The 23,670-nt window shown below is 39.2% G+C and carries 22 protein-coding genes; 18 read left to right on the top strand and 4 right to left on the bottom strand.

The features are described 5' to 3' along the window. The first annotated feature begins 12 nt into the window (after window positions 1-12). The 11 genes from GZ63_RS0102925 to GZ63_RS0102875 all read left to right on the top strand — a co-directional run bounded on the left by GZ63_RS0102925 (window position 13) and on the right by GZ63_RS0102875 (window position 9,808). Window positions 13-486 carry a flavin reductase family protein gene (locus GZ63_RS0102925; RefSeq protein ID WP_029266697.1) on the top strand — a complete coding sequence of 158 codons (474 nt, stop codon included), beginning with the start codon at window positions 13-15 and terminating at the stop codon, window positions 484-486. Window positions 487-585: 99 nt separating this feature from the next. After that, window positions 586-1,374, top strand: coding sequence for a fumarylacetoacetate hydrolase family protein (locus tag GZ63_RS0102920; protein WP_029266695.1), 789 nt, complete (start codon window positions 586-588; stop codon window positions 1,372-1,374). Next, window positions 1,371-2,129 (top strand): fumarylacetoacetate hydrolase family protein, encoded by a 759-nt coding sequence (locus GZ63_RS0102915; protein WP_029266693.1) that lies wholly within the window; start codon window positions 1,371-1,373, stop codon window positions 2,127-2,129. Before GZ63_RS0102920 ends, GZ63_RS0102915 begins: the two co-directional genes overlap by 4 nt. A 26-nt stretch (window positions 2,130-2,155) precedes the next feature. After that, window positions 2,156-2,539: a 5-carboxymethyl-2-hydroxymuconate Delta-isomerase gene (locus GZ63_RS0102910; protein ID WP_029266691.1), complete on the top strand. Its 384-nt coding sequence runs from the start codon at window positions 2,156-2,158 to the stop codon at window positions 2,537-2,539. 362 nt (window positions 2,540-2,901) lie between these two features. Further along, entirely contained in the window at window positions 2,902-4,320 is a 1,419-nt protein-coding gene (gene nhaC / locus GZ63_RS0102905) for a Na+/H+ antiporter NhaC (RefSeq protein ID WP_029266689.1), read from the top strand. Further along, window positions 4,310-5,164, top strand: coding sequence for an MBL fold metallo-hydrolase (locus GZ63_RS0102900; protein ID WP_029266687.1), 855 nt, complete (start codon window positions 4,310-4,312; stop codon window positions 5,162-5,164). The genes nhaC and GZ63_RS0102900 overlap by 11 nt, the downstream gene beginning before the upstream one ends. Window positions 5,165-5,201: 37 nt before the next feature. Next, window positions 5,202-5,651 (top strand): ROK family protein, encoded by a 450-nt coding sequence (locus GZ63_RS0102895; RefSeq protein ID WP_029266685.1) that lies wholly within the window; start codon window positions 5,202-5,204, stop codon window positions 5,649-5,651. A 124-nt stretch (window positions 5,652-5,775) separates the two neighbouring features. Next, window positions 5,776-6,309, top strand: coding sequence for a chromate transporter (locus GZ63_RS0102890; protein WP_038220893.1), 534 nt, complete (start codon window positions 5,776-5,778; stop codon window positions 6,307-6,309). 69 nt (window positions 6,310-6,378) lie between these two features. Continuing rightward, on the top strand, window positions 6,379-6,921 hold the full coding sequence (locus GZ63_RS0102885) for a chromate transporter (RefSeq protein WP_029266681.1): 543 nt from the start codon (window positions 6,379-6,381) through the stop codon (window positions 6,919-6,921). A 129-nt stretch (window positions 6,922-7,050) separates the two neighbouring features. Further along, on the top strand, window positions 7,051-8,472 hold the full coding sequence (locus GZ63_RS0102880) for an alanine/glycine:cation symporter family protein (RefSeq protein WP_029266679.1): 1,422 nt from the start codon (window positions 7,051-7,053) through the stop codon (window positions 8,470-8,472). Window positions 8,473-8,563: 91 nt separating this feature from the next. Further along, entirely contained in the window at window positions 8,564-9,808 is a 1,245-nt protein-coding gene (locus GZ63_RS0102875) for an aminopeptidase (protein WP_029266677.1), read from the top strand. Between the two features lie 386 nt (window positions 9,809-10,194). On the opposite strand, the gene recQ is transcribed toward GZ63_RS0102875, so the two are convergent. Both recQ and brnQ read right to left on the bottom strand, forming a co-directional pair. Beyond that, window positions 10,195-12,339, bottom strand: a complete 2,145-nt coding sequence (gene recQ / locus GZ63_RS0102870) for a DNA helicase RecQ (protein ID WP_029266675.1) — start codon at window positions 12,337-12,339, stop codon at window positions 10,195-10,197. An 84-nt stretch (window positions 12,340-12,423) separates the two neighbouring features. After that, a complete protein-coding gene (gene brnQ / locus GZ63_RS0102865) occupies window positions 12,424-13,710 on the bottom strand; it encodes a branched-chain amino acid transport system II carrier protein (protein WP_156947668.1) in 1,287 nt (428 codons plus the stop codon). 367 nt (window positions 13,711-14,077) lie between these two features. Between brnQ and GZ63_RS0102860 the strand changes: the two genes are divergently transcribed. Then, complete coding sequence (locus GZ63_RS0102860) at window positions 14,078-15,943, top strand: cation:proton antiporter (protein WP_029266671.1); 1,866 nt, start codon at window positions 14,078-14,080, stop codon at window positions 15,941-15,943. Between the two features lie 139 nt (window positions 15,944-16,082). Then, the gene (locus tag GZ63_RS0102855; protein WP_029266669.1) at window positions 16,083-16,550 is read left to right on the top strand and encodes an S-ribosylhomocysteine lyase; all 468 of its coding nucleotides are present in this window, start codon (window positions 16,083-16,085) and stop codon (window positions 16,548-16,550) included. Window positions 16,551-16,743: 193 nt separating this feature from the next. Here GZ63_RS0102855 and GZ63_RS0102850 read toward each other — a convergent pair whose 3' ends face one another. After that, window positions 16,744-16,923, bottom strand: coding sequence for an SE1832 family protein (locus GZ63_RS0102850; RefSeq protein WP_029266667.1), 180 nt, complete (start codon window positions 16,921-16,923; stop codon window positions 16,744-16,746). A 59-nt stretch (window positions 16,924-16,982) separates the two neighbouring features. Beyond that, on the bottom strand, window positions 16,983-18,065 hold the full coding sequence (locus GZ63_RS0102845; protein ID WP_029266665.1) for an AI-2E family transporter: 1,083 nt from the start codon (window positions 18,063-18,065) through the stop codon (window positions 16,983-16,985). Window positions 18,066-18,277: 212 nt separating this feature from the next. Between GZ63_RS0102845 and GZ63_RS0102840 the strand changes: the two genes are divergently transcribed. From GZ63_RS0102840 to GZ63_RS0102820, 5 genes are all read left to right on the top strand, one after another. Then, window positions 18,278-20,020 (top strand): phospho-sugar mutase, encoded by a 1,743-nt coding sequence (locus GZ63_RS0102840; protein WP_029266663.1) that lies wholly within the window; start codon window positions 18,278-18,280, stop codon window positions 20,018-20,020. A gap of 213 nt (window positions 20,021-20,233) precedes the next feature. Beyond that, entirely contained in the window at window positions 20,234-21,004 is a 771-nt protein-coding gene (locus tag GZ63_RS0102835; protein WP_029266661.1) for a TerC family protein, read from the top strand. Window positions 21,005-21,054: 50 nt separating this feature from the next. Further along, entirely contained in the window at window positions 21,055-21,414 is a 360-nt protein-coding gene (locus GZ63_RS0102830) for a DUF488 domain-containing protein (protein ID WP_029266659.1), read from the top strand. A gap of 15 nt (window positions 21,415-21,429) precedes the next feature. Continuing rightward, on the top strand, window positions 21,430-21,867 hold the full coding sequence (locus tag GZ63_RS0102825; protein WP_029266657.1) for an OsmC family protein: 438 nt from the start codon (window positions 21,430-21,432) through the stop codon (window positions 21,865-21,867). A gap of 153 nt (window positions 21,868-22,020) precedes the next feature. Then, entirely contained in the window at window positions 22,021-23,415 is a 1,395-nt protein-coding gene (locus GZ63_RS0102820) for an L-cystine transporter (protein WP_029266656.1), read from the top strand. Window positions 23,416-23,670: the final 255 nt, after the last annotated feature.

The following is a 23,670-nucleotide window of genomic DNA, read 5'->3' as shown; positions in this document are numbered from 1 at the left end:
AGGAGCGTTATCATGGATGATCGAGTCTTTCGAAACACAATGGGGAAATTTGCAACAGGTGTTACGGTGATTACAACAAAAGTTGGAGAAGACGTACATGGGATGACAGCGAATGCATTCATGTCGGTATCCCTAGATCCAAAGTTGATCACTATTTCCATCGATAATAAAGCAAATATGCTGGAGAAGATAAAGAGCTCCGGACAATTTGCAGTGAGTATTCTAGGCGAAGAGCAACAGGACATTTCGATGCATTTTGCGGGTCAGAAGAAAAAAGAAGATGGCATTGATTTTGACCTCGTTCACAATGTGCCAATTGTTCGTGATGCATTGGCAACTGTTGTTTGTGATGTACACGATTCACATGTTGTGGGGGATCATACGCTATTTATTGGTAAAGTATTTGAAATTAGCCTAAGAGATGGCAACCCACTAACATTTTATCAAGGAAAATATGGTAACTATGCCCCGGTAGAATATGCTTAATCAAATAAGATAATCGATTAAGGCGTTAGACCAGTGATGAACTGGTCTGTTTTTCTGAAAAAGTGCAAGCGTACAGAAAGAGAAGAGGAGTGATGTTACATGAGCAATGTAATAATGAAATTACGTGGGGTAAGTCAGCTGCAGGAAGCAAGGGTTAATCAGGAGAATACAGTCGAGATAAATCAAAGAAATCTTCAAGTAAATGAACTATCGTTTGATGTTCCCGTATCTGGTACTGTTTATGGAACATTATTGAATTATCAAGGTGCGTATAAAGCATTTGAGAGTCAGATGCATGAGAAACCTTATAAAGCGCCACCAAAAAAACCTGTACTATATATCAAGCCAAAGAACACTTTTGCAAGTCATGGTGCTGCAATACCACTTCCAGAAGGTGTTTCAGAACTTCAAATGGGAGCTGCACTAGGCCTTGTCATTGGAAAAACAGCAAAGCAGGTAAAAGCAGATGAAGCGTTAGAGTACATGAAAGGATTCACCGTGGTAAATGATGTCAGCATTCCACATGAGAGTGTGCATCGTCCGGCAGTAAAGGAAAAAGCACGCGATGGATTTTGTCCAATGGGCCCTTGGGTGATGGAGCGCGAAGCAATTACGGATCCAGATGCATTAAATATCCGTGTCTTTATTAATGATGAACTGAAGCAAGAAAACAATACAAAGCATTTAATTCGTTCGATTGGAACTTTAATGGCAGATGTAACGGAGTTTATGACATTATATGCTGGAGATGTATTACTCGTTGGTGTGCCCGAAAATGCACCGCTTGCCAAAGAAAACGATGTTGTAAAAATTGAAATGGAAGGTGTAGGAACACTGGAAAATACAATTAAAAAAGAGAACGATGTAGTAGGAGGAGATATCATATGAAGCACGGTCGTGTCGCATTTGACGGATTAATTCATGACGTTGTTGAGCAAGATGGCAAAGTTAAGCTATTGGATGGACGCATTGTAGAAGAGACGGATGTCACTTGGCTTTCGCCGTTAGAGCCTCGCACAGTATTTACGCTAGGATTGAATTATGCGGATCACGCAAAAGAGTTGTCTTTTTCTGCTCCAAAAGAACCGCTCGTATTTTTAAAGGGACCAAACACATTTATCGGGCATCGTGGACAAACCTATCGCCCTAGTGATGCAACCTACATGCATTATGAGTGTGAACTTGTTGTTGTCATTGGTAAGACGGCTCGTCATGTCAAAAAAGAGGATGCATATGACTATGTATCCGGTTATACGATTGCGAATGATTATGTGATTCGCGATTATCTAGAAAACTATTATCGCCCAAACTTACGTGCAAAAAATCGGGATAGTTGCACACCGATAGGTCCATGGTTCGTTGATAAAGAGGATATTAAAGATCCAATGAATCTAACGCTGCGGACTACGATTAACGGAAAAGTTGTTCAGGAAGGCACAACGAAAGATATGGTATTTAGTATCCCAGACTTAATTGAATATTTAAGCGGATTTATGACGCTAAGCCCGGGTGACCTTATACTAACGGGTACCCCAAAAGGTTCCGTAGATACAGCTGTAGGCGATGAAGTGATTACGGAGGTCGAAGGCATTGGTCAACTGGTTAGCACCATTGTAGGAGAATCTGCTTTTAATCAGGCATAGGAAAGGTTAGGACAGGAGGGAATAAAATGCCACACTTTTATATTGAATATACGGATAATATTAAACAAGAAGCAAATATCCCTGAACTACTCAAAAAGATGAATCAATCACTCCTTTCCCATCGTGATATTATTCCAATTGGAGGACTGCGCTCCCGGGCAATTGAGCTAACCGATTATCTTGTTGCAGATGGAGCGGAAGATGATGCATTTGTACATGCTACACTTAAACTTGGGAAGGGGCGTTCAGAAGAAGATAAAAAGAAGGTCTGTGATGCTCTTTTTCATGCAATGAAAGAGCATTTTGCTGAAACATATGAAAAGCGATCCTTGGCACTATCCATGGAATTATATGAGTTTCAGGCACCGACATATAAATTAAATAATATTCATACCCGGTATAAAAAGTAATGGGATAATTGAGAAAATGGGGCTGGGGCAAAACCCCAGCAAATGTAAAAATGGTCAGATAGTTCATCTTTCGATGGACTGCCTGACTTTTTTTATAAATGAAATAATTATCGATATGGATGGGAACTTCGTTGCCTTCCACTACAGGTGGCTGCTTTCCGCAGGCACGGCTTCACCCACCTCGGAAGAAAAACCACTTTACGCGGGGTCTTCAATTTTTCTTGGAAGATTAATATAACGCATTTTTCGATCGTCACGATATTGACGTTAGGTATGCTTTTCGCTATACTTTCATCATTAATCGTCTTAAAAATCAAAATTATAAAAGATTTGGGGGACATGATCAAGGAGTGTGAGAATAGATGAATGGAAAAGAACCAAATATTGGCCTTGCACTTGTTCCGTTAGTCATTTTAATAGGTGCTGCGGCTATGTCCATCTTTGTCTGGGACGCAGGGATGTTTATTCCCTTAATTAGTGGTATTGCTGCGGCATCTTTGATAGGAAAAATACTAGGGTACCAATGGCGCGATTTGCAAGGGGCTTTATCGGATGGTGTTTCTAAGGCACTTCCAGCAGTATTTATATTATTTATTATTGGAACCATCATTGGAACCTGGATTTTAAGTGGGGTTATCCCTACACTTATCTACTACGGACTCGCAATGATTAATCCTAATTTTTTTGTACCGCTCGTTTGTTTTATTACTGGTATTGTTGCACTTGTACTGGGCAGTTCTTTCACCTCAATCGCTACAGTCGGGCTGGCTTTTATTGCCATTGGACAGGGGATGGATTTTCCGCTGCCACTCGTAGCAGGTGCGGTTATTTCGGGAGCCTTTTTTGGTGATAAATTATCTCCTTTGTCAGACACTACAAATGTTGCTCCAGCAATGGTGGGTGAGGATCTATTTGCACACGTTCGCTACATGCTCTGGGATACGATCCCAGCTTTTGTAATCTCACTGTTATTATATTGGATTGTGGGGCTGAATTACGCAACATCAACAGCAAGTGTCAGTGAAATCAATGAAATGATGCAAGGTTTAGATGCGTTATTTGTCATTCATCCACTCCTATTTGCTATTCCGGTTTTCACCTTATTTTTAATGCTGAAACAGTACCCGGCAATACCTTCTCTTGTACTCATTGCAGTCATAGGAGGTATAACAGCAATCCTTGTACAGGGAAGCAATATTACGCAAGTGGTCCAAGCAATGACAGCAGGATATCAAGCAGAAAGCGGTATTGAAGCAATTGACTCTTTGTTATCAAGAGGTGGAATTAATTCGATGCTTAACACAATCGGCTTAATTATTATTGCAACTGCTCTTGGTGGAGTCCTAGAATCAACCGGAGTGTTCAAAGTGATTGTAAATACGATCGTAGCAAGAGTTCATTCAACGGGGTCGCTCATTCTTTCTACGGTTCTATCCACTTTTGTAGTTGCTTTTGCAAGTGGAGCCCAGTTTTTGGCAATCATTTTACCTGCAAGAGGCTTTCTTAAGTCCTATAAAAATTTTGCACTTTCCCCATTAAATCTATCAAGAAGTGTTGAAGCTGCTGGGACAGTCGGGATAAATTTGGTGCCGTGGGGAGTTCCAGCTGTGTTTGCAGCAGGGGTATTTGGTGTACCAGCAACTGAATTCATTCCATTTATCTTTTTTGCGTTTCTGGTGCCGCTTATCAATATTGTCTATGGGTATACCGGTTTTGCAATCAAGCGTATCCCGGCTACAAATTATGAAAAGAAAGAGGGGATGGCTCGCAATGTTTATTAAAGTATTAGGAACAGCACAGGATGCAGGTATACCTCATCCCAATTGTTTTTGTGACCATTGTGAAGCAGCAAAAAAGGATAAAAAATACCAACGTTTTGCTGCTTCACTTTCCATTCATTTTGAAACAGAAAATAAGTGGTATATGATTGACCCTTCGCCTGATTTTAAGCAGCAGCTTCAACATGTTCAAAGTGACATGGGGTGGAAGCAGATGATGGATGGGATACTGCTTACACATGCACATATCGGTCACTACCCTGGTTTGATGTTCCTAGGAAAAGAAGCAATTTCAACAAAGGAAATGCCTGTCATGGCAGGGGGGGAAATGAATCATTTTCTATCAAGCCATTATCCTTGGAAACAATTAATCGATTTTAATAACATAAAGCTCAAATTAATAGAGAATCAAAAAGCAATTTCATTCCCTGAAGGAGCATGTATTATTCCGCTATCTGTTCCGCATCGAAATGAATTCTCTGAAACGTTTGGTTTTATGATTCAAGGTAAACAAAAAAGTCTGCTGTATATACCTGATATTGATAGCTGGGAGGAATGGGAGCAAGACTTAGGTCAACGAATGAAGGATATCGATTACTGTATTATTGATGGAACATTTTATTCCACCGTAGAGCTTGAGTGGATTGGCAGATCCTATAAAGATATTCCGCATCCGCTCATGACAAAGTCGATGGAAAAGTTTGAACCATACAAAGACACATGTAATATTTATTTCACTCATTTTAATCATACGAATCCAGTGATTGGCACCGACCAGAGATATCAAGAAGAAGTAGAAGCAAATGGATTTTTCATTTTGGAGGAAGGTCAGGAGATTCACTTATAAGAATGAATAGAAACAGCCCCATTTAGAAATCGGCTATTTGAGGGTAGGTATTCGTCTTGGTGTCGTTACGAATCATGATTTATTCCAGGGTGCTGCTGATCGGCACGGGAAATATGGGAATGGCCATATGGTTGTGAATACAAATGGTAGAAGATGTGTTTGTGGTAGTGATGGGTGTGTTCACACGTATTCAACCATTCTAGCTCTAAAGAGTGAGATTATAGAAAAGATAAAATGTGGCCATTCCTCCCTTCTGATGGAACATGTGGAAAACCCGGAAGATATTGATTTTGATTCCATTTGTTTAGCAGTTGAAAAAGATGATGCATTATGCACCACTATTTTAAAAGATTTTGGTTATCATACTGGAATAGCTGTTTCTAATATTTTTGCGCTTTTGCAGCCTGATTTAGTTATCCTAGGCGGACCGATGTATCATCGCTTCGACTTATTTTATCAGACCGTAGTACAAACGGCTACGGAGTGAATTAACAGCTTGTATCCTGGATGTGAAGTGAATTTTAGTCATGGGAATCTGGGTGAAAATGCTACTGCAATAGGTGCCGGCAGTATGGTAATTGATTCTTATATAGCGTAGTTGGAGGGTCGGTATGGAGAAGAATAAAATAAAATTACTATGGGATATCTTTTTTACCTTTTTTAAAATCAGCCCGGTTTCATTTGGTGGAGGATATGCTATGATTCCTTTACTGGAGCGGGCTGTAACCGTGAAGAAAAAGTGGGTGGAGGAGAAAGATATTGCAGATGTTTTGGTTATGGCGCAAACGGTCCCTGGCTCTATTGCTGTAAACACTGCCACATTCATTGGTTACCGTATAGCTGGCTTATTTGGCGCAATAGCCGGGACAATCGGGATTGTTACACCGACCTTCTTAATCATTGTTGCGCTCGCTGCTTTATTTTTGAGTTTTCAGCACAACCCGATCGTTGAAGCTGCATTTATGGGGATTCGCCCGGCAATTGTTGCACTAATCGCGTATGCTGCAATTACCATCGGTAAAACAGCCATCTTTAATACAGTAACAGGTATCATTGCAGGTGTTGCGTTAATCTTATTTTTATTTGTACCTGTCCATCCAATTTTTATCCTTATCGCTGGGAGTTATTGGTATTTTATTAAATAGAAAACGTGTTACATCAAAGCATGTTGCAAGGCAGGGAGCAGATCAACATGGGTAAGGTGGGAAAAATAAATGTACTGGAATCTTTTTGTTTCTTTTCTTAAAATTGGTTTTATTTCCTTTGGTGGAGGTTACGCCATGATTCCTGTCATTGAATATGAAGTGCGAGCACATCAATGGCTGTCAACACAAGAGTTTACGGATGTAGTAGCGATAGCTGGTATGTCTCCGGGGCCTATTGCAACAAACAGTGCGGTGTTTGTTGGATATAAAGTTGGTGGGATGTTAGGAGCGGCAATCTCAGCCGTTGCTGTTTCCTTGCCTTCTCTGCTCATTGTTGTACTCCTATCGTTGTTTATGTATAAGATGAAGAAGCGAAACTTCATGGATAATGCGTTTTATGGATTACGCCCGGTTATAACAGGTTTAATTGCCTATGCTGCGATTCATTTTGCTATGCAAAACGATATGATAGGTACTTCAAAGTTGCTGGGCTTTGAGTGGATCGGGATTCTTTTTGTAATAGCAGGACTAGGCCTTCTTTTATTTACAAAAATAAATCCGGTAATGGTAATCCTTCTGTCGGGTGTGATGGGAGTTGTTATTTATTATTAAAAACTTCACTAAAAAATAGTGAAGTTTTTTTTGAATGAGATTTTCCTGTGGCTTTGGTTAGTATAAAATAGAAGATGGGTATATCATAAATAGCTTTTATTTCAAAGGGAGAAGGGAGAACGTTTTATTTTGGATATAATTGAAAAAATAATAGGTGAAGTAAATGATGTACTGTGGACGTATGTGCTAATTGCAGTACTCATTGGGTTAGGTTTATGGTTTACGTTTAAGACGAACTTCGTACAGTTCAGATACTTTACAGAAATGTTCCGTGTATTATTTGATAAACGAACAATCGATGCTTCGGGTAAAAAGGGAACATCTTCTTTCCAGGCATTTGCTATAAGTGCTGCATCAAGGGTTGGAACTGGTAATTTGGCGGGTGTAGCAACTGCAATCGCTGCAGGAGGTCCAGGTGCTATCTTCTGGATGTGGCTGCTTGCGCTGCTCGGCTCTGCTACAGCTTTTGTGGAAAGTACACTTGCACAGGTGTATAAAGTTCCTGGAAAAACGCAGTATCGGGGTGGCCCTGCTTATTATATGGAGAAGGGATTAAATAAACGCTGGCTTGGGATTGTATTTGCAATCACGATTACATTTACATATGGACTTGTATTTAATTCTGTGCAGGCAAACACGATCAGCTTGGCTTTTGCCGGAGAATTTGAATTTGGTGCAGAGTACATGGCGATTGTCCTTGTCTTATTAACTGCAGTCGTCATATTTGGCGGTCTAAGAAGTATTGCGAATGTAACGCAGATTATCGTACCTGTTTTGGCCATTTTGTATATTTTACTAGCGATTTATGTCCTTATCATGAATATTACAGAAATTCCTAATATGATTGGACTTATTTTTGCTAATGCTTTTGGTATTCGCGAAGTTGCCGGTGGTGGATTTGGAGCGGCAATTATGATGGGGATTAAACGTGGATTATTCTCTAATGAAGCTGGTATGGGGAGTGCCCCGAACGCTGCGGCTACTGCAGAAGTAACGCACCCTGCTAAACAAGGCTTCATTCAGGCCTTGGGTGTATTTTTTGATACGATTTTAATCTGTAGTGCAACAGGATTTATTCTTATTTCTGCTGGCGGCTATGAGGGAAGTAAGGCAGATGGTATTCAATTAACGCAAAAAGCTTTTGAATTTCATGTTGGCGGTTGGGCTTCCGCTTTCATTGCGATTGCCATCTTTCTATTTGCATATAGTTCTATTTTAGGAAATTACTATTACGGGGAAAGTAATATCGGTTATATCAAAGATAGTAAAGTTGGATTATTTATCTATCGAATCGTTGCGCTCGTCATGGTGGTGTTTGGTGCTTTAGCTTCTTTTGATCTGGTCTGGGCACTTGCTGACGTCACCATGGCAATCATGGCACTGATTAACCTTTATGCGATTACAAAATTATTTAAAGTAGCAAATCGTGTTCTGAAAGATTACAGGCAGCAGCGCAAGGCTGGGAAAGACCCTGTGTTTTACAGAGATGTATTAGAAGATGAAACAGGCATTGAGTACTGGGAGCGTAAACAAGCAAAGGAAAATTCTTAACCTGAATTGTTTTCATATAGTTGGTAAATCCTGTATGGTATGAAATAATATTCTTGGGAATCTCATAAATTTTTAAAATGGAGGTATGATGATGGTTCGTCAACAAACGCAAGAAAAATATGCTGAATTAGCGCTTCGTACAGGCGTTAATTTACAAAAAAATCAAGCTTTAATGATAAATGCTCCGATAGAGGGTGCTGATTTTACTAAAATCGTTGCCCACAAAGCATATGAATTAGGAGCGAAAGATGTCCATATTAATTGGGTAGATGATGAATTAACGTTGCTCAAATTTAAAAATGCTCCGGAAGAAGTAATTGCTCATTATCCGGAGTGGAAAGTGAAATTACATGATATGTACGCAGAAGATGGTGCAGCTGTCCTGTCCATCCGCTCCACCGATCCAGATTTATTGAAGGATATTGATCCTTCCTTGATTGCGAAGGCGAATAAAGCTGGTGCGGAAGCGATGAAGAATTTCCGAAAATATACGATGAATGATAAAATTACCTGGTCTATTATTTCTATCCCGACTGGGAACTGGGCGCAAAAAATCTTTCCTGATCAATCAAAGGATGATGCAATCGAAAGTTTATGGGAAGCAATTGTGAAAATTGTCCGTGTTGATCAGGATAATCCTGTCGCTGCTTGGGATGCGCATAATGAGACATTGAAAATAGCCAGGGAAATATTAAATGAGAAAAACTATCAAAAGTTAATTTATAAAGCGCCGGGCACAGATTTAGAAATTGAGCTTCCTAAAGGCCATATTTGGAAAGGCGGGTCAGCCGAGTCGGAAAAAGGGATTACTTTTAATCCAAACATGCCGACGGAAGAAGTATTTTCCCTGCCGCATAAATATGGGGTGAATGGAACAGTGACGAGCACAAAGCCTTTAAATTATGGGGGAAGCCTCATTGATAACTTTAGCCTGACATTTAAAGACGGGAAAGTAGTAGACTATCAGGCGGAGCAAGGGGAAGAAACATTAAAGCATTTACTGGATACGGATGAAGGTGCCAAGCGCCTAGGGGAAGTTGCATTAGTACCACATGAATCCCCTGTTTCCCAGTCCGGTCTGATTTTTTATAATACGTTATTTGATGAGAACGCATCTTGCCATATTGCGCTCGGTAAGGCTTATCCAACAAACCTAGCAGGCGGGGCCGAAATGGATGAGAAAGAACTGGATCAGCATGGTGTGAATGATAGCTTGACACATGTTGACTTCATGATTGGCTCAGAAAAGCTAGACATTGACGGTGTAAAAGCAGATGGTACAACAGAAGCTGTTTTTAGAAACGGTACATGGGCTTTGGATATAAAAGGGAAATAATAGGAAGAGCCTGGGACAAGACCCCAGTAAATGTAAAAGAAGTTCGGGAGCCCTATCTCTAGATGGAACTCGCGAACTTCTTTATTTTATTTTTCCGTGCGATTTATACTTATTTAGTAATCCCGTTGACTTGCACTGCAGGCGGCTGCTTTCCGCGGGCACGGCCTCAGCCTCCTCGGAAGAAAACCACTTCACGTGGGGTCTTCAGACCTGTGCTATTCCCGCAGGAGTCAGCCGCCTTTCGTTCCAGTCAACTAGATATGAAAAACCAGAAAATTTATTATAACGAAAAATGGGTTCGATCATCGGCCTTTGATGATGAACCCATTTTTACTTATTCTTGGCTAGTTATGTCCTAACCTTTTTTTAATAGCTTTGAGTTTTCTTTACATGATATCATTCTTTACTAAAACAGCCTTAATTTTTGTATAACTATATGATTCCGGTAAGGCTTCTTTTAATAGCTTTAAGCGAGGTTCCGCAACTTCCTCGTATGCTGCTAAAATTTGTGTCTCTTCTTCAGGATTAAAAAATATCTCCCATGCCAGTGGAAAGCCATCTTTGTATGCCCTGAACAAATGTTTTTCGATGGTTTGGGAAGACATTTCCCTGATAAGAGCAATATCCTTGATGGATTTTCCGGATTGGAACATCTGATAACTAATCATGTGACTTGGCCGGTCATCATTCGGGTCTTTTTTCGGTTTTGCTGGTGAAGTACTTGAAATCTGTATTTTTGCTTTTACATCGGGATGATCTTTGCGCCAGCCTTTAATAACATCCAGGAATACCTCTCCATACTGTTCGTATTTCTTTTCGCCAATTCCTTTAATGTCGAGCATATCTTCCTTTTCTTCCGGGATATAACGACTTAATTCTTTTAATGTTGCGTCAGAAAATAAAACATAGGGTGGCACATTTTTTTCATCGGCAATTTGCTTGCGTAATGCTCGCAGTTTCGTAAATAAATCTTCATGATAGTCTGCTTGTTCGTTAACCGGTAATGGAGCGGTATACATCCATACGGGTCTCTGCCCTTTTAATACATCCACAGAGTTTCGGTTTAATTTCAGGGTTGGAAATTTTCCTTCTTCTGTAGCAAGGAGTTGTTCGGCAATTAAAAAGTGAATCCACTCGGTCAGTTCTTTTTCCGTGTAAGCGGACAGAATGCCATAGGTGGATAAGTTATTTAATTGAAATTCTCTTATCTTTTTGTCTTTTGAACCTTTAAGTACTTTGGCGGTCATGCCAACTCCGAAGCGTTCACCCATTCTTTTTACACAGGAAAGAATCATTTGTGCTTCTTCAGTTATTTCTGTTTTTTCCTGGCGGTGCACGCAATTGCTGCACCGTCCACAAGTCTCTTGTGTGGGTTGATCATTAAAATAATCTAAGATGAAAGAAGTCAGGCAGCCATGTGTATGGCAATAATTAATCATGGCCTGTAATTTACGATATTCCAGCTGTTTGGCTTCGTCATTCATCATGGATTGTTCAATTAAAAATTTCTGTAATTGAATGTCCTGCGGTGAGAATAGTAGAATACAATCACTGGGTTCCCCGTCCCGTCCTGCTCTTCCGGCTTCCTGATAATAAGACTCGATATTCATTGGCATTGCGTAGTGAATGATATTGCGTACGTTTGACTTATCAATTCCCATTCCAAATGCATTTGTGGCAATCATGATATTTACCTCATCATGGATGAAAGCAACTTGTGCTTGCTTACGCGCCTCTTCAGACAGACCCGCATGGTATTTGGATACGGAGAATCCTCGCTTCTGAAGCTGTTCATATAAGGAATCTGCCTGTTTTCGTGTTGCTGTGTAAATGATTCCAGATTCATTCGGATGCTCCTCTAGAAAGGAACGAACATAAGATGTGCGATCTTTCCCCTTTACAATATGAAAGGATAAATTGTCACGCTCAAAGCCAGTATTAATGACGGAATCCTTTTCTATATGAAGCAGCTGCTGAATATCAGAAATAACTTCTTCCGTAGCAGTAGCAGTTAGGGCAACGAATACAGGAATGTTAGCAAGCTGTTTTAACTGAGGAACGATGGATCGATAGCTTGGTCTAAAGTCATGCCCCCATTGAGAAATACAGTGTGCTTCATCAAAGGCTACTAGAGATAAGGGGATTCTTTTTATGGTATTCGTAAAGCTATAGGATTCAAAACGCTCGGGTGCAACGTAAACAAATTTATACCTGTTTTTAAAGACATCCTGAAGTCGTGTTTGCTGTTCACTTGCTGATAGCGAACTGTTAATATATGTAGCAGGTATGCCTAGTGATTTTAGAGCATCAACTTGGTCTTTCATCAGTGAAATTAATGGAGAAATGATAATCGCTGTGCCGTCTCTAGACAGGCCGGGAATTTGATAGCATAACGATTTTCCTCCACCTGTAGGCATGACAGCAAGTGTGTTTTTCGTTTGCAAGATATTATCGATTGTTTCTTTTTGTCCGGGACGAAACGTTTCATAGCCAAAATAGGTTTGTAGAATTTTTTCCTCTTTCACTAACAATGGGATCCTCCTTTATTTTTCTATCCTAACATATTTTCACGATCTTAGACTCGATTCATTTCATAAAAAAACTGACGCAAGACGTCAGTTTTTTGTTCGTGAAAATAAAAAGCCAATGGCGGCACCAATGAAGGCTGGGACAATCCAGCCAAGGCCGATTGTGAAAAATGGAAGCTTTTCCATAAAACTTGTTATTGTTGGCAATTCAAGGCCAAATTCTATTAATCCATCATAAATACTAACAATCATCGTACCAATAATCGCCCCGCGGTACACTTCACTGGAAGAATGAAAGAGTCTTTGCGTGAAGGTTAAGAGAATAAGAACAATCGTAATTGGGTAAATGAAAGTAAGTACGGGGACAGAATAGCTAATAATGGTATTTAGTCCCTGATTTGCAATCAGATAGCTTGCCAATGTCCAAATCGTGATAATGACAGGATATGGAAGCGGAATAATTTTACTGAAGTATTGTCCTGAGGCAACGATTAATCCGACTGCTGTAGTAAAACATGCAAGGGTAACAATAATACCGAGTAATAAGGTACCGAAGTCACCGAACATGAAGTTAGCTGCACTGGATAAAATTTCGCCTCCATTTTCATAGGTTCCTTGACTTGCCATTTTAGCACCAATCCAACCAATAGATGCATAGACTGCAATTAAGCCAATTGCTGTTATTATGCCCGATTTTAAAGTTGATTTAATAAGGTTGCTCTGCGTTGAAATTCCACGTTCTTTAAATGCATTTACAACGATGATACCAAATGCAAATGCAGCAATAGCATCCATGGTCAAGTACCCCTCTACGAATCCCGTAAAAAATGGAGAACTTACATACTTTTCTCCAGGTGCTCCTAGTGGGTCTTTAAGTAGGATAAATCCCCCAATACTTAAAGCAACAATCGCGAGTAACAAAATTGGTGTTAAGAACTGGCCAATCCGATCAACCATTTTAGATGGGTTAAGACTGACAAGTAAAACAAGTGCGAAAAATATGGTTGTAAAAATAAATAATGCCATGGAGGCTTTATCTCCGATGAATGGTTCCACACTCATTTCATAAGCAACAGTAGCAGCACGTGGTATTCCGAAAAAAGGTCCAATGGCAAGATATACAATCGAAGTAAAGATAAGCCCGAATAGCGGATGTACATGGTTTGCTAATTCTCTTGCATCATTTTTCACAAATGAAATAGCTGTTACTGCAAGTATTGGCAGTCCAACACCAGTGATGACAAATCCGGCGATTGCGGTCCAGTAAGATGTGCCGGATTCAGAACCGAGTGTTGGTGGATAAATTAAATTTCCCGCCCCAAAAAAAAGAGCAAAAAGCATAAAACCTATAATAAATGTATTTTTATTCACGATGTGTTATCCTCCCAAACTTGCAACAATTTAGTTTCAAAAAAAGTATCCTTTTTCAATATTATCTGAAAATTAAAAAGGGGAATCGAATTGTATAGACATTTCATTCAAATCAAACAAAATATATACTACCAATGAAGCGCAGTTTATGTCAATATATGTAGAATAATTTTAATGGCTTTAATTTCAAAAATTATGTGTCCGATTACTAATTATTATGATAATAGAGAAAAATTTGTTTTTAAAATATAAATGATTAAAAGTATTTACATTCTCCTCTTTCCCATTTAAACTGACCCTATATATTTAAAATCGTCATGTTGGTGGAAGGCAATTTGAACTTACATGCGCTTATATGAGGGGGTATCAAATGGTTCCATCTATCTTATTTGAAATTATGCTTATCGGTCTTTTAGGGATTGGAGCCCAGTGGGCAGCCTGGCGTTACCGGATACCAGCGATTGTTGTAATGTCTGTTACAGGTTTGCTGGTAGGACCAATTTTAGGGTTCATCAATCCAGAGGAAGATTTCGGTAATTTATATAATCCTATTATATCCGTTGCAGTTGCTATCATCCTTTTTGAAGGAAGTTTGAATTTAAACTTTAAGGAATTAAGAGGCCTTGGAAAGCCTGTATTTCGTATCTCTACGATCGGTGCTTTTATTGCTTGGATACTTGGCTCTTTAACCGCTCATTATATTGCAGGGTTATCATGGCCAGTCGCTTTTGTGATTGGTGGATTATTTATTGTTACAGGTCCAACCGTTATTATGCCCTTGCTCCGCCAGTCAAAATTAAAGCCGCGTCCAGCAAAAATTTTAAAATGGGAAGGTATTATTGTTGACCCGATCGGTGCTCTCTTAGCGGTATTTGCTTTTGAAATTATCGCTTATTTGACGGCTGAGAATCCGAATGGGACGGCACTTGTTCTATTCTTTGTCGGATCTGTTTTTGCTGGCATTTTCGGATGGCTGTGTGGAAGAGGAATTGGTTGGATGTTTGAGACAGGACATATACCTGAATTCTTGAAGTCCCCCGCTGTTTTTGTCGTAGTGATTTTATGCTTTACGATACCAGATGAATTCATGCATGAAACGGGACTGCTTTCAGTGACTGCCATGGGTATTACATTAGCAAACATGGGAATAAGCTCTGTTGCTGATATGAGGCACTTCAAGGAAAATGTGTCCATTCTTTTAATATCAGCAATCTTTATTATGCTGACTGCCTCATTAAAAATGGATACATTGTTGCAAATATTTAGTCCAAATATTATCGGTTATGTATTATTGATGATGTTTGCAGTACGTCCATTGTCCATTTTTCTCTCAACGATTAAAACAGACTTGTCATTAAATGAGAAAGCGTTAGTAGGGTGGATTGCACCCAGAGGAATTGTCGCATTAACGGTTTCCAGTTATTTTGCTTCGATTCTGACTGATGCTGGCTATGAAGATGCCTCTATTTTGACTACGTTAACGTTCGGACTAGTGATTTTTACGGTTATTGCGCACGGATTCTCGATTCGCGGTTTAGCAAAAAAGCTTCATTTATCAATGGAAGGAAGACCTGGAACACTGATTGTCGGCAGTAACCCGTTTACCGTAGAACTTGCAAAATCACTTAGAAAAGCAAGAGTACCTATTATTATTGTTGACTCCTCCTGGGAAAAACTTCGTTATGCAAGAAAAGAGGGTGTACCTTTTTACCACGGGGAAATGCTGTCAGAGCAAACAGAATATAACTTGGACACGATTCCATATGAGTATATAATTGCAGCTACGGATTTTCATTCGTACAATGCACTTGTATGTACAACTTTTATGCCTGAATACGGAAGAACCAATGTATTTAAAATTAGCCCTTTCAGGCAGATAGACAGTAGTTCTAGTGATATTGTATCGAAAATCGGAGGACGTATTTTATTTAAAGAGAAAATGGCGCTGGATGATTTAAATGAAAAAATTAACAATGGCTATATTTTCCGCCAAACAACGATTACACAGCAATATAGTTATAAACAATATGTCGAAGAAAAAGATGATGCTACCGTATTTTTATATGTTATTAAGCCGTCTGGACAAATTAGATTTTATGCGGAGGACACGAAGGCAATTCCTGGAGCAGGCGATATTATTGTCAGTTTAACACCGCCAAATAAAGAAATTAAAAAAATCCAGGCAAAGCTGGAAAACCAACGAAGTAATGGAACGAATAACGGGACAAAAGAGTGAGGCTAATGGGCCTTCACTCTTTTCTTGCTTGAGACTGGAATTCATTGTATAACCTGAAAAAGAAGCTAAACGTAAAAGGAGTATGTTATCATTTATATGTAAAGGTGAAGCAATAGATAAATAGGTGAGGTGAATTGTTATGGCAGAGAAAATGAATGTAGAAAGCTTTAATCTCGATCATACCAAGGTAAAAGCACCATATGTTCGATTGGCAGGTGTAACGAAAGGGGAAAGTGGGGATGTTATTCACAAATATGATCTCCGTTTTAAACAGCCAAACAAGGAACATATGGAAATGCCGGCACTTCATTCACTGGAACATCTAATGGCAGAGAAAATTCGCAATCACCATGACAATATTGTGGATATTGGACCAATGGGGTGCCAGACGGGTTTTTATTTAACCGTATTGAATCATGATAATTACGAGGCAATATTAGATACGATCGAAAAGACATTAAATGATGTACTGGAGGCTGATGCAGTTCCGGCATGTAACGAAGTACAATGCGGATGGGCAGCTAGTCATAGTCTTGAGGGAGCCAAAAAGCTAGCAGAAGAGATGCTAAAGAAGAGAAGTTCATGGGATAAAGTTTTTGAAGCATAAACAAAAGGAGCAGATGGTGTCCGCGCGGCACCATCTGCTTTTTTAATCAAGGCTGTATTTTTAAAGGTTGTTGTTTTAAACATACGAGTGAGGAGGCTCACGGCTCCCCCGCAAAAAGCGAAATGTCTTCGGGCTGCGGTGGCATAAAAATAAAGTATGAGAAAACAGTTTTTTCAAAAGGAAGTATTTCTGCTTAATCAAACGCCTCCAGCTTATCATTCAGTTCCGCTATTTCCTTTTCCAATCGAACTAATTGTTCTTCTGCTGAAGACACCCGGCCACCAACAAATTCTAATTTATCCATATCTCCTTGGATACGTACATAATCTGACTTTAATTCAGCTAATTTGGCTTCCAATTCTTTTTTTGTCATTAGAAATCACCTCTATAGATAGTTTAGCGGAAAAAGATGTTTGAAAACAAGTAAGTTCTTTAGATTAATGCATCGTCTTTATGTTCTTTTGAGTCTTGGTATGTTTTATAAAAATGGACAATGATCGTTTTGATAATAGCATAAAACGGTACTGCGAACAGAATGCCTAAAAAGCCTGCAATGCTGCCAGCTGCTAAAATAACGGTGATGACGGTTAATGGATGTAAATCTAAAACGCGTCCCATTACATTCGGTGATATGAAATTACTTTCAATTTGCTGTGCAATCAGTGTAATAATCGAAACCCAGACAATCATCATTGGATCTTGGAATGCACCGACAATAAGAGCTGGTACAACAGCAATAAATGGACCTAGAAAAGGAATGACATTCATCAGCATTGCAAAAAGAGCTAGGGTTAATGAATAATTTAGCCCAATGCTGATGTAACCGATAAATAAGAGTACACCAACACAAAAGCTCACAATCAACTGCCCTTGGATGAATGCTGTTAACGTAACATCAATTTTATGAAGTAAATTGCGAATATTTTCCGCCTTTTTCTTCTCGAAAATCTGTGTAATATGCGGTACTAATTTTTCACCATCTTTTAACATAAAGAATAAAAAGAATGGAACAAGTACAATTGCTGCGATAAAGCTAATTAACTGACTGATAAAACCAAATAGGTAACTCATCACGTTTTCCAAATGGGATTGCAAATTATTTGTAAAATTATTAATGGTCTTATTAACCTCATCCGGGATGACGGTCTGATTTGCTTGCCAGTAATAAATTAGATCTTGCACTGCCTCGACCATTTTTGGAATGTTGTCAACAAGATTTAAAAATTGTGTTTGTGCGATTGGAGCGATATATGTAGTAATCAAAAAGCCAGTAAAAATGAGCAGCAGGAAAACGAATAAAATAGAAATACCCCGTGGTATTTTAAACCGCTCAAAAAAGTGCATCACAGGCTTAGTCAAGTAAAAGAGAATTCCGGCTCCGATTATGGGGAGAGCAACAGCACCAATATACTTTAGCAGTGGTGTAAAGATAAAGTTTGTAAGTGAGATTAATAAAATGAGAAGAAAAACTAAAATGAAAAAAGTTAATGTTTGAAACCAACGTTTTTGCAGCATGATTATCACAACTTTCTATTTTCTGGTCTTTTATCTCTTATTTTACCTGTATCAGGCAATAATAGAAACCGTTCTTTTCCTATATTCCATTTTTATCCGATATTGAAAATAGTAAACTTCATAAACGAACCCCGTCGAATTTAATAGAATAAATATGTAAAGTGTGTTAAAATTTGAGCAGATAAAAAGGTTCGTATTAGGGGGATGCAACATTGACTAGTTGGGAAAAGGCATATGAAAAATGGAATTCATTCCAGGATCTCGATCCAGCATTAAAAAAAGAATTAAACCAAATGAAAGAGGATAAAGTAGCATTAGAGGATGCCTTCTACACAGAATTAACCTTTGGTACGGGTGGAATGCGCGGGATTTTAGGACCTGGCAGGAATCGGATGAATATTTATACAGTGCGAAAAGCAGTAAATGGCCTAGCCAATTATATCAAGGTTAATTGTGTAAATGTAAAAGACCGCGGTGTAGTTGTTGCATATGATTCAAGATACATGTCCAAGGAATTTGCAGTAGAAGCTGCTAAAGTACTTGGCGCGTATGGCATTAAAACACATGTATTTGAATCGCTGCGCCCGACCCCTCTTTTATCATTTGCTGTCAGGTATTTAGGGACCACAGCTGGAATCATGATTACCGCCAGCCATAATCCACCGGAATACAACGGCTTTAAAGTATATAACGAAGACGGCGGACAAATCACACCAGATGAAGCGGATCATATTGTTGCTTCCATTCAGCAAACAGAAAATGAACTCACGGTTCCTATTTTGGAAAAAGAGGTGCTGGAAGAGAAAGGGCTTTTAAATTGGATTGGCAATGAAGTGGATCATGCTTATTTAGAGCAATTAAAGCAAATTTCTAAAATGGAAGAACAGCACCTTCAGCAGGATAAAGATTTACAAGTTGTATTTACCCCTTTACATGGAACAGCAAGCAAGCTTGTTATGGAAGGTTTGAAACAATTAAATTTTCCAAATGTAGCTATTGTTGAAGAACAGGCAAAACCCGATCCGGAATTTTCAACGGTTGATTCTCCTAACCCAGAAGAACATCAGGCGTTTACAATGGCTATTGAGCAAGGAAAAGAAAAAGGCGCGGACATTTTGCTTGGAACCGATCCAGATGCAGACCGCTTAGGGGTCGCAGTGAAGGATGAGGACGGGGTATACTCCGTATTAACTGGCAATCAGCTCGGATCTTTATTACTGGATTATCTCTTATCACATATCGACCAGGATGTTTTTAAAAATGGTAAAATGATTAAATCCATTGTTACAACAGAACTTGGACGAGCCATCGCTTCTTCTCACGGTGTGAAAACAGTCGATGTGTTAACAGGTTTTAAATATATTGGCGAAAAAATAAAGCAATATGATGCAACAGGAGAAACGTTCATTTTTGGCTTTGAGGAAAGCTATGGCTATTTAATTCGGAGTTTTGTGCGTGATAAAGACGCTATTCAAGCGGCAGTCGTCGCCTGTGAAATGGCTGATTATTGGAAAAGACAAGGGAAAACATTGCTGGATGCTTTAGAGCTATTATATGAAAAACATGGCTACTATCAAGAAGGACTGTCCTCTATAACACTGAAGGGGATAGAGGGTTCCCGCCAAATTGAGCAAATGATGAAAGAAATGCGAAACAATCCATTATCAGAAATAGCTGGGCTAAAAGTGGAAAAATTTGAGGATTATTTAACATGCACTCGGACTTTCACGCAGCATGATGATAAAAAAGAAACGATTGAACTACCACGTGAAAATGTGTTAAAGTATGTACTAGAAAAGGATAGTTGGGTTTGTTTACGTCCATCTGGTACAGAGCCGAAAATTAAATGCTACTATGGTGCTCGAGGCGAAAGTATGGAAGAAAGTAAACAGCGATTAGAAATTTTACAAACAACAATGAATGAGATGATGGACCGAATCCTCAAGAATTGTTAAGCGAAATGTTATAAACATGCTTTAAAAAAGTTATATATATTCCTAAAGGGGAGTAGCTGTACAAATTAAGTCGTCATTACGAGATGATATCTCCGGCTTACTTGGCAACTGGACGTTGTTAGCGAGACCTTTACCACTAATAGGTAAGGGTCTTTTTTGATGGTTCTTACTTATTAGTAAGGACATTTTTTTTAATAAGGAGATAAAATCGAAATGGACATGCAATTACTAGTAGAATATTTATGGGTTTTGGTTGTTTTAGTTGGGCTGGAAGGTTTATTAGCAGCAGATAATGCTTTAGTGCTAGCAATTATGGTAAAGCATTTACCAGAAGAAAAACGGAAAAAAGCACTCTTTTATGGCTTATTTGGGGCCTTTGTCCTGCGTTTTGGCTCTTTATTTGTTATTTCATTCCTTGTTGACTTTTGGGAAGTACAAGCATTAGGTGCAGCATACTTACTATTTATATCCGTGAAAAATTTATATGAGGTGTTTGCCCATAAAGAAAAAGAAGTCAAGCTCAAAGGAAAAGGAAGCGGGTTTTGGATGACGGTTTTTAAAGTCGAAATTGCCGATTTAGCATTTGCTGTAGATTCCATCCTAGCTGCAGTGGCACTTGCTGTAGCACTTCCTGCAACTGACCTTGGGCATATCGGAAGTTTAGATACAGCACAATTTATTGTCGTATTCGCCGGTGGTATGATCGGACTGATCATCATGCGTTTTGCAGCAAATGTCTTTGTGTCCTTGCTGCATAAACGTCCAGGCTTAGAAACGGCTGCATTTTTCATTGTCGGATGGGTTGGGATCAAACTGACTGTTCTGGTATTGGCACATGAGGATATTGCACTTATTCCGCATGATTTCCCAGAATCAACAATATGGAAACTTATCTTCTATATCGTATTAGTTGGCATAGCAGCAACTGGATGGTTTGCTTCAGGAAAAAAGAGCAAGACGATGGACAAACGTGATTTTACTTAATTGCTTATTTTCCCGTAGAACGGGTATCGTTAGGTAGAGAGGTGAGTCATATGCCAGTAAAAGTCAAACGAATTTATGAAGAAGCGAAAGATGAAGATGGTATACGTGTTCTGGTTGACCGTATCTGGCCGAGAGGGATGTCAAAAGAAAAGGCCAGGCTTGATCATTGGATGAAAGAAGTAGGGCCATCTAATGAGCTTAGAAAATGGTTTGGACATGATCCGCAGAAGTATCCAGCATTTAAGGAAAAATATAAGATGGAACTAACAAGTGGTGATCAGCAAAAAGAACTTGAAAAACTAAAACAGCTTATAAAAGAAAATAATAAAGAAATGACACTTTTATATGCAGCAAAAGATGAAAAAAATAACCAAGCAAATGTGCTAAAGGAAATTCTGGATCATCAGTAAAAGGGGGGCGTTCCATTGGCTGAACATCATTTTCATTTAAAAGCGGATTGGCCAGGCGGAAGAAATCGTGATGGTTATATCGAAGCGGGAAACTTACAAACAAAAATATCGATCCCAACTGAAATGAACGGACCGGGTATTGGCACCAACCCTGATGAAATGCTGCTTGGTGCCGCAGCAACCTGCTACGTTATCACGTTAGCAGCGATGATAGAGCATGCAAAGCTACCTTTAAAAGAAATGTCCCTAGAGTCAGAAGGGATTGTGGATGTAACAAATGGTGTGATAACGTATAAAAAAATCATTCATAAACCATCTGTCACTTTGCAAGAAGATGCTCTTGAGGAAGATGATCGAAAGCTTAGGAAATTGATTTATAAAGCGGAAAAGAGCTGTATGATTTCCCGAGCGCTGCGGGGAAATGTGGAAATGGAGTTACAACCGAATATATAAGAGAAAAGAAGGTCGATAAGATGTCGCACCTTCTTTTTTTTTTCTTGACATGGAATATAAATCGATGTATCGTATAAAAGCGTACTAATTTAATAGGAATTATAAGGTTAGTTGTCATAAGTGCTTTTAAATAAAAAATAGGGGGGATTGGTTATGGATAGTTTATTTCTAGGTGTGAATATTGCCGTATTCTTAGCAATTATCGGGTTTCTTATCTGGATGCAGAAAAAGCATATATCATTTACAAAACGTGTATTCACAGGTCTGGGAATAGGAATTATTTTTGGTGCCCTTCTGCAAGCGATATACGGGACAGATTCAGATGTATTAGCAAATACATCTGAATGGTATCATATTGTAGGAAGCGGCTATATTCGCTTATTAATGATGATTGTTGTACCGCTGGTGATGGTATCTATTATTCAAGCAATCATCAATTTGGAAAAATCATCTGAACTTGGAAAGATGTCAGCGTGGATTATCGGAATACTTGTGACTACCGCAATGGTAGCGGCACTTGTAGGAGTAGGAAGTGCTGCATTATTTGACCTGAACGCCGATCAGATCGAAGCAGGGCAGGCAGAAGATGAACGAGGAAACATGATGGAGTCCTCCCTTGAAGAAGTACAGGATTTATCGGCACCAGAGAAAATACTAGCGTTTATTCCGTCTAATATCTTTTTAGATATGACAGGTGAACGCTCCACTTCTGTAATCGCAGTTGTGATCTTTTCGATGTTTGTCGGTATTGCAGTATTAGGTGTGCGAAGAAAGAAACCTGAACAGGCAGAGATGTTTACGAAAATAGTAAATGCTGTGTATGCTGTTGTGATGAGAATTGTAACGTTAGTGCTTCGTTTAACACCGTATGGTATTTTGGCATTGATTACGACAACCGTAGCAAATACAGATGTAGCGGGCATTGTGGAGCTTGGGAAATTTGTTATTGCTTCTTATGCAGCGATTTTCGTCATGTTTATCATTCATCTAGTATTAGTCGGGGCATTTGGATTAAATCCAATGGTATATTTGAAAAAGGCACTACCTGTTTTAACCTTTGCCTTTACGTCACGCTCCAGTGCGGGAACAATTCCGCTTAATATTCAAGCACAAAAAAATTCACTTGGTGTTGATCAGGGAATTGCAAATATGTCAGCTTCCTTTGGTGCGACGATTGGGCAAAATGGATGTGCAGGAATTTATCCGGCAATGCTGGCTGTCATGATTGCACCATCTGTAGGGATTAATCCACTTACACCGGAATTTATTATCAAATTGGTCCTGATCGTAGGCATTAGTTCCTTTGGTGTAGCTGGTGTAGGAGGAGGAGCGACTTTTGCGGCCTTAATTGTTCTTTCATCGATGGGTCTGCCTGTTGCACTTGCTGGGTTATTAATCTCCATCGAAGCATTGATTGACATGGGACGTACAGCACTTAATGTAAATGATAGTATGCTTGCAGGAACATTGACATCCCGAGTTCTAGGAAAACTAAATTTACAAACTTTTAATGATCAAACAGCAATCCAAAAAGATATTGCCTTATAGAAGAATCAGGCAGAGACAAAACCCCAGTAAATGTAAAAGAAGTTCGGGAGTCCCATCTCTAGATGGAACCCCCGAACTTCTATATTTTATTTTTTCGTGCGTTTTATACTTATTTAGTAATCCCGTTGACTTGCACTGCAGGCGGCTGCTTTCCGCGGGCACAGCCTCAGCCTCCTCGGAAGAAAACCATTTCACGTGGGGGCTTCAGACTCGTGCTGTTCTCGCTGGAGTCAGCCGCCTTTCGTTCCGAGTCAA

Source organism: Virgibacillus alimentarius, assembly GCF_000709085.1.
GTDB classification, from domain to species: Bacteria; Bacillota; Bacilli; order Bacillales; family Amphibacillaceae; genus Virgibacillus_B; species Virgibacillus_B alimentarius.
The sequence above is the reverse complement of the archived record's forward strand: the minus strand, read 5'-3'. Positions and strand labels throughout refer to the sequence as shown.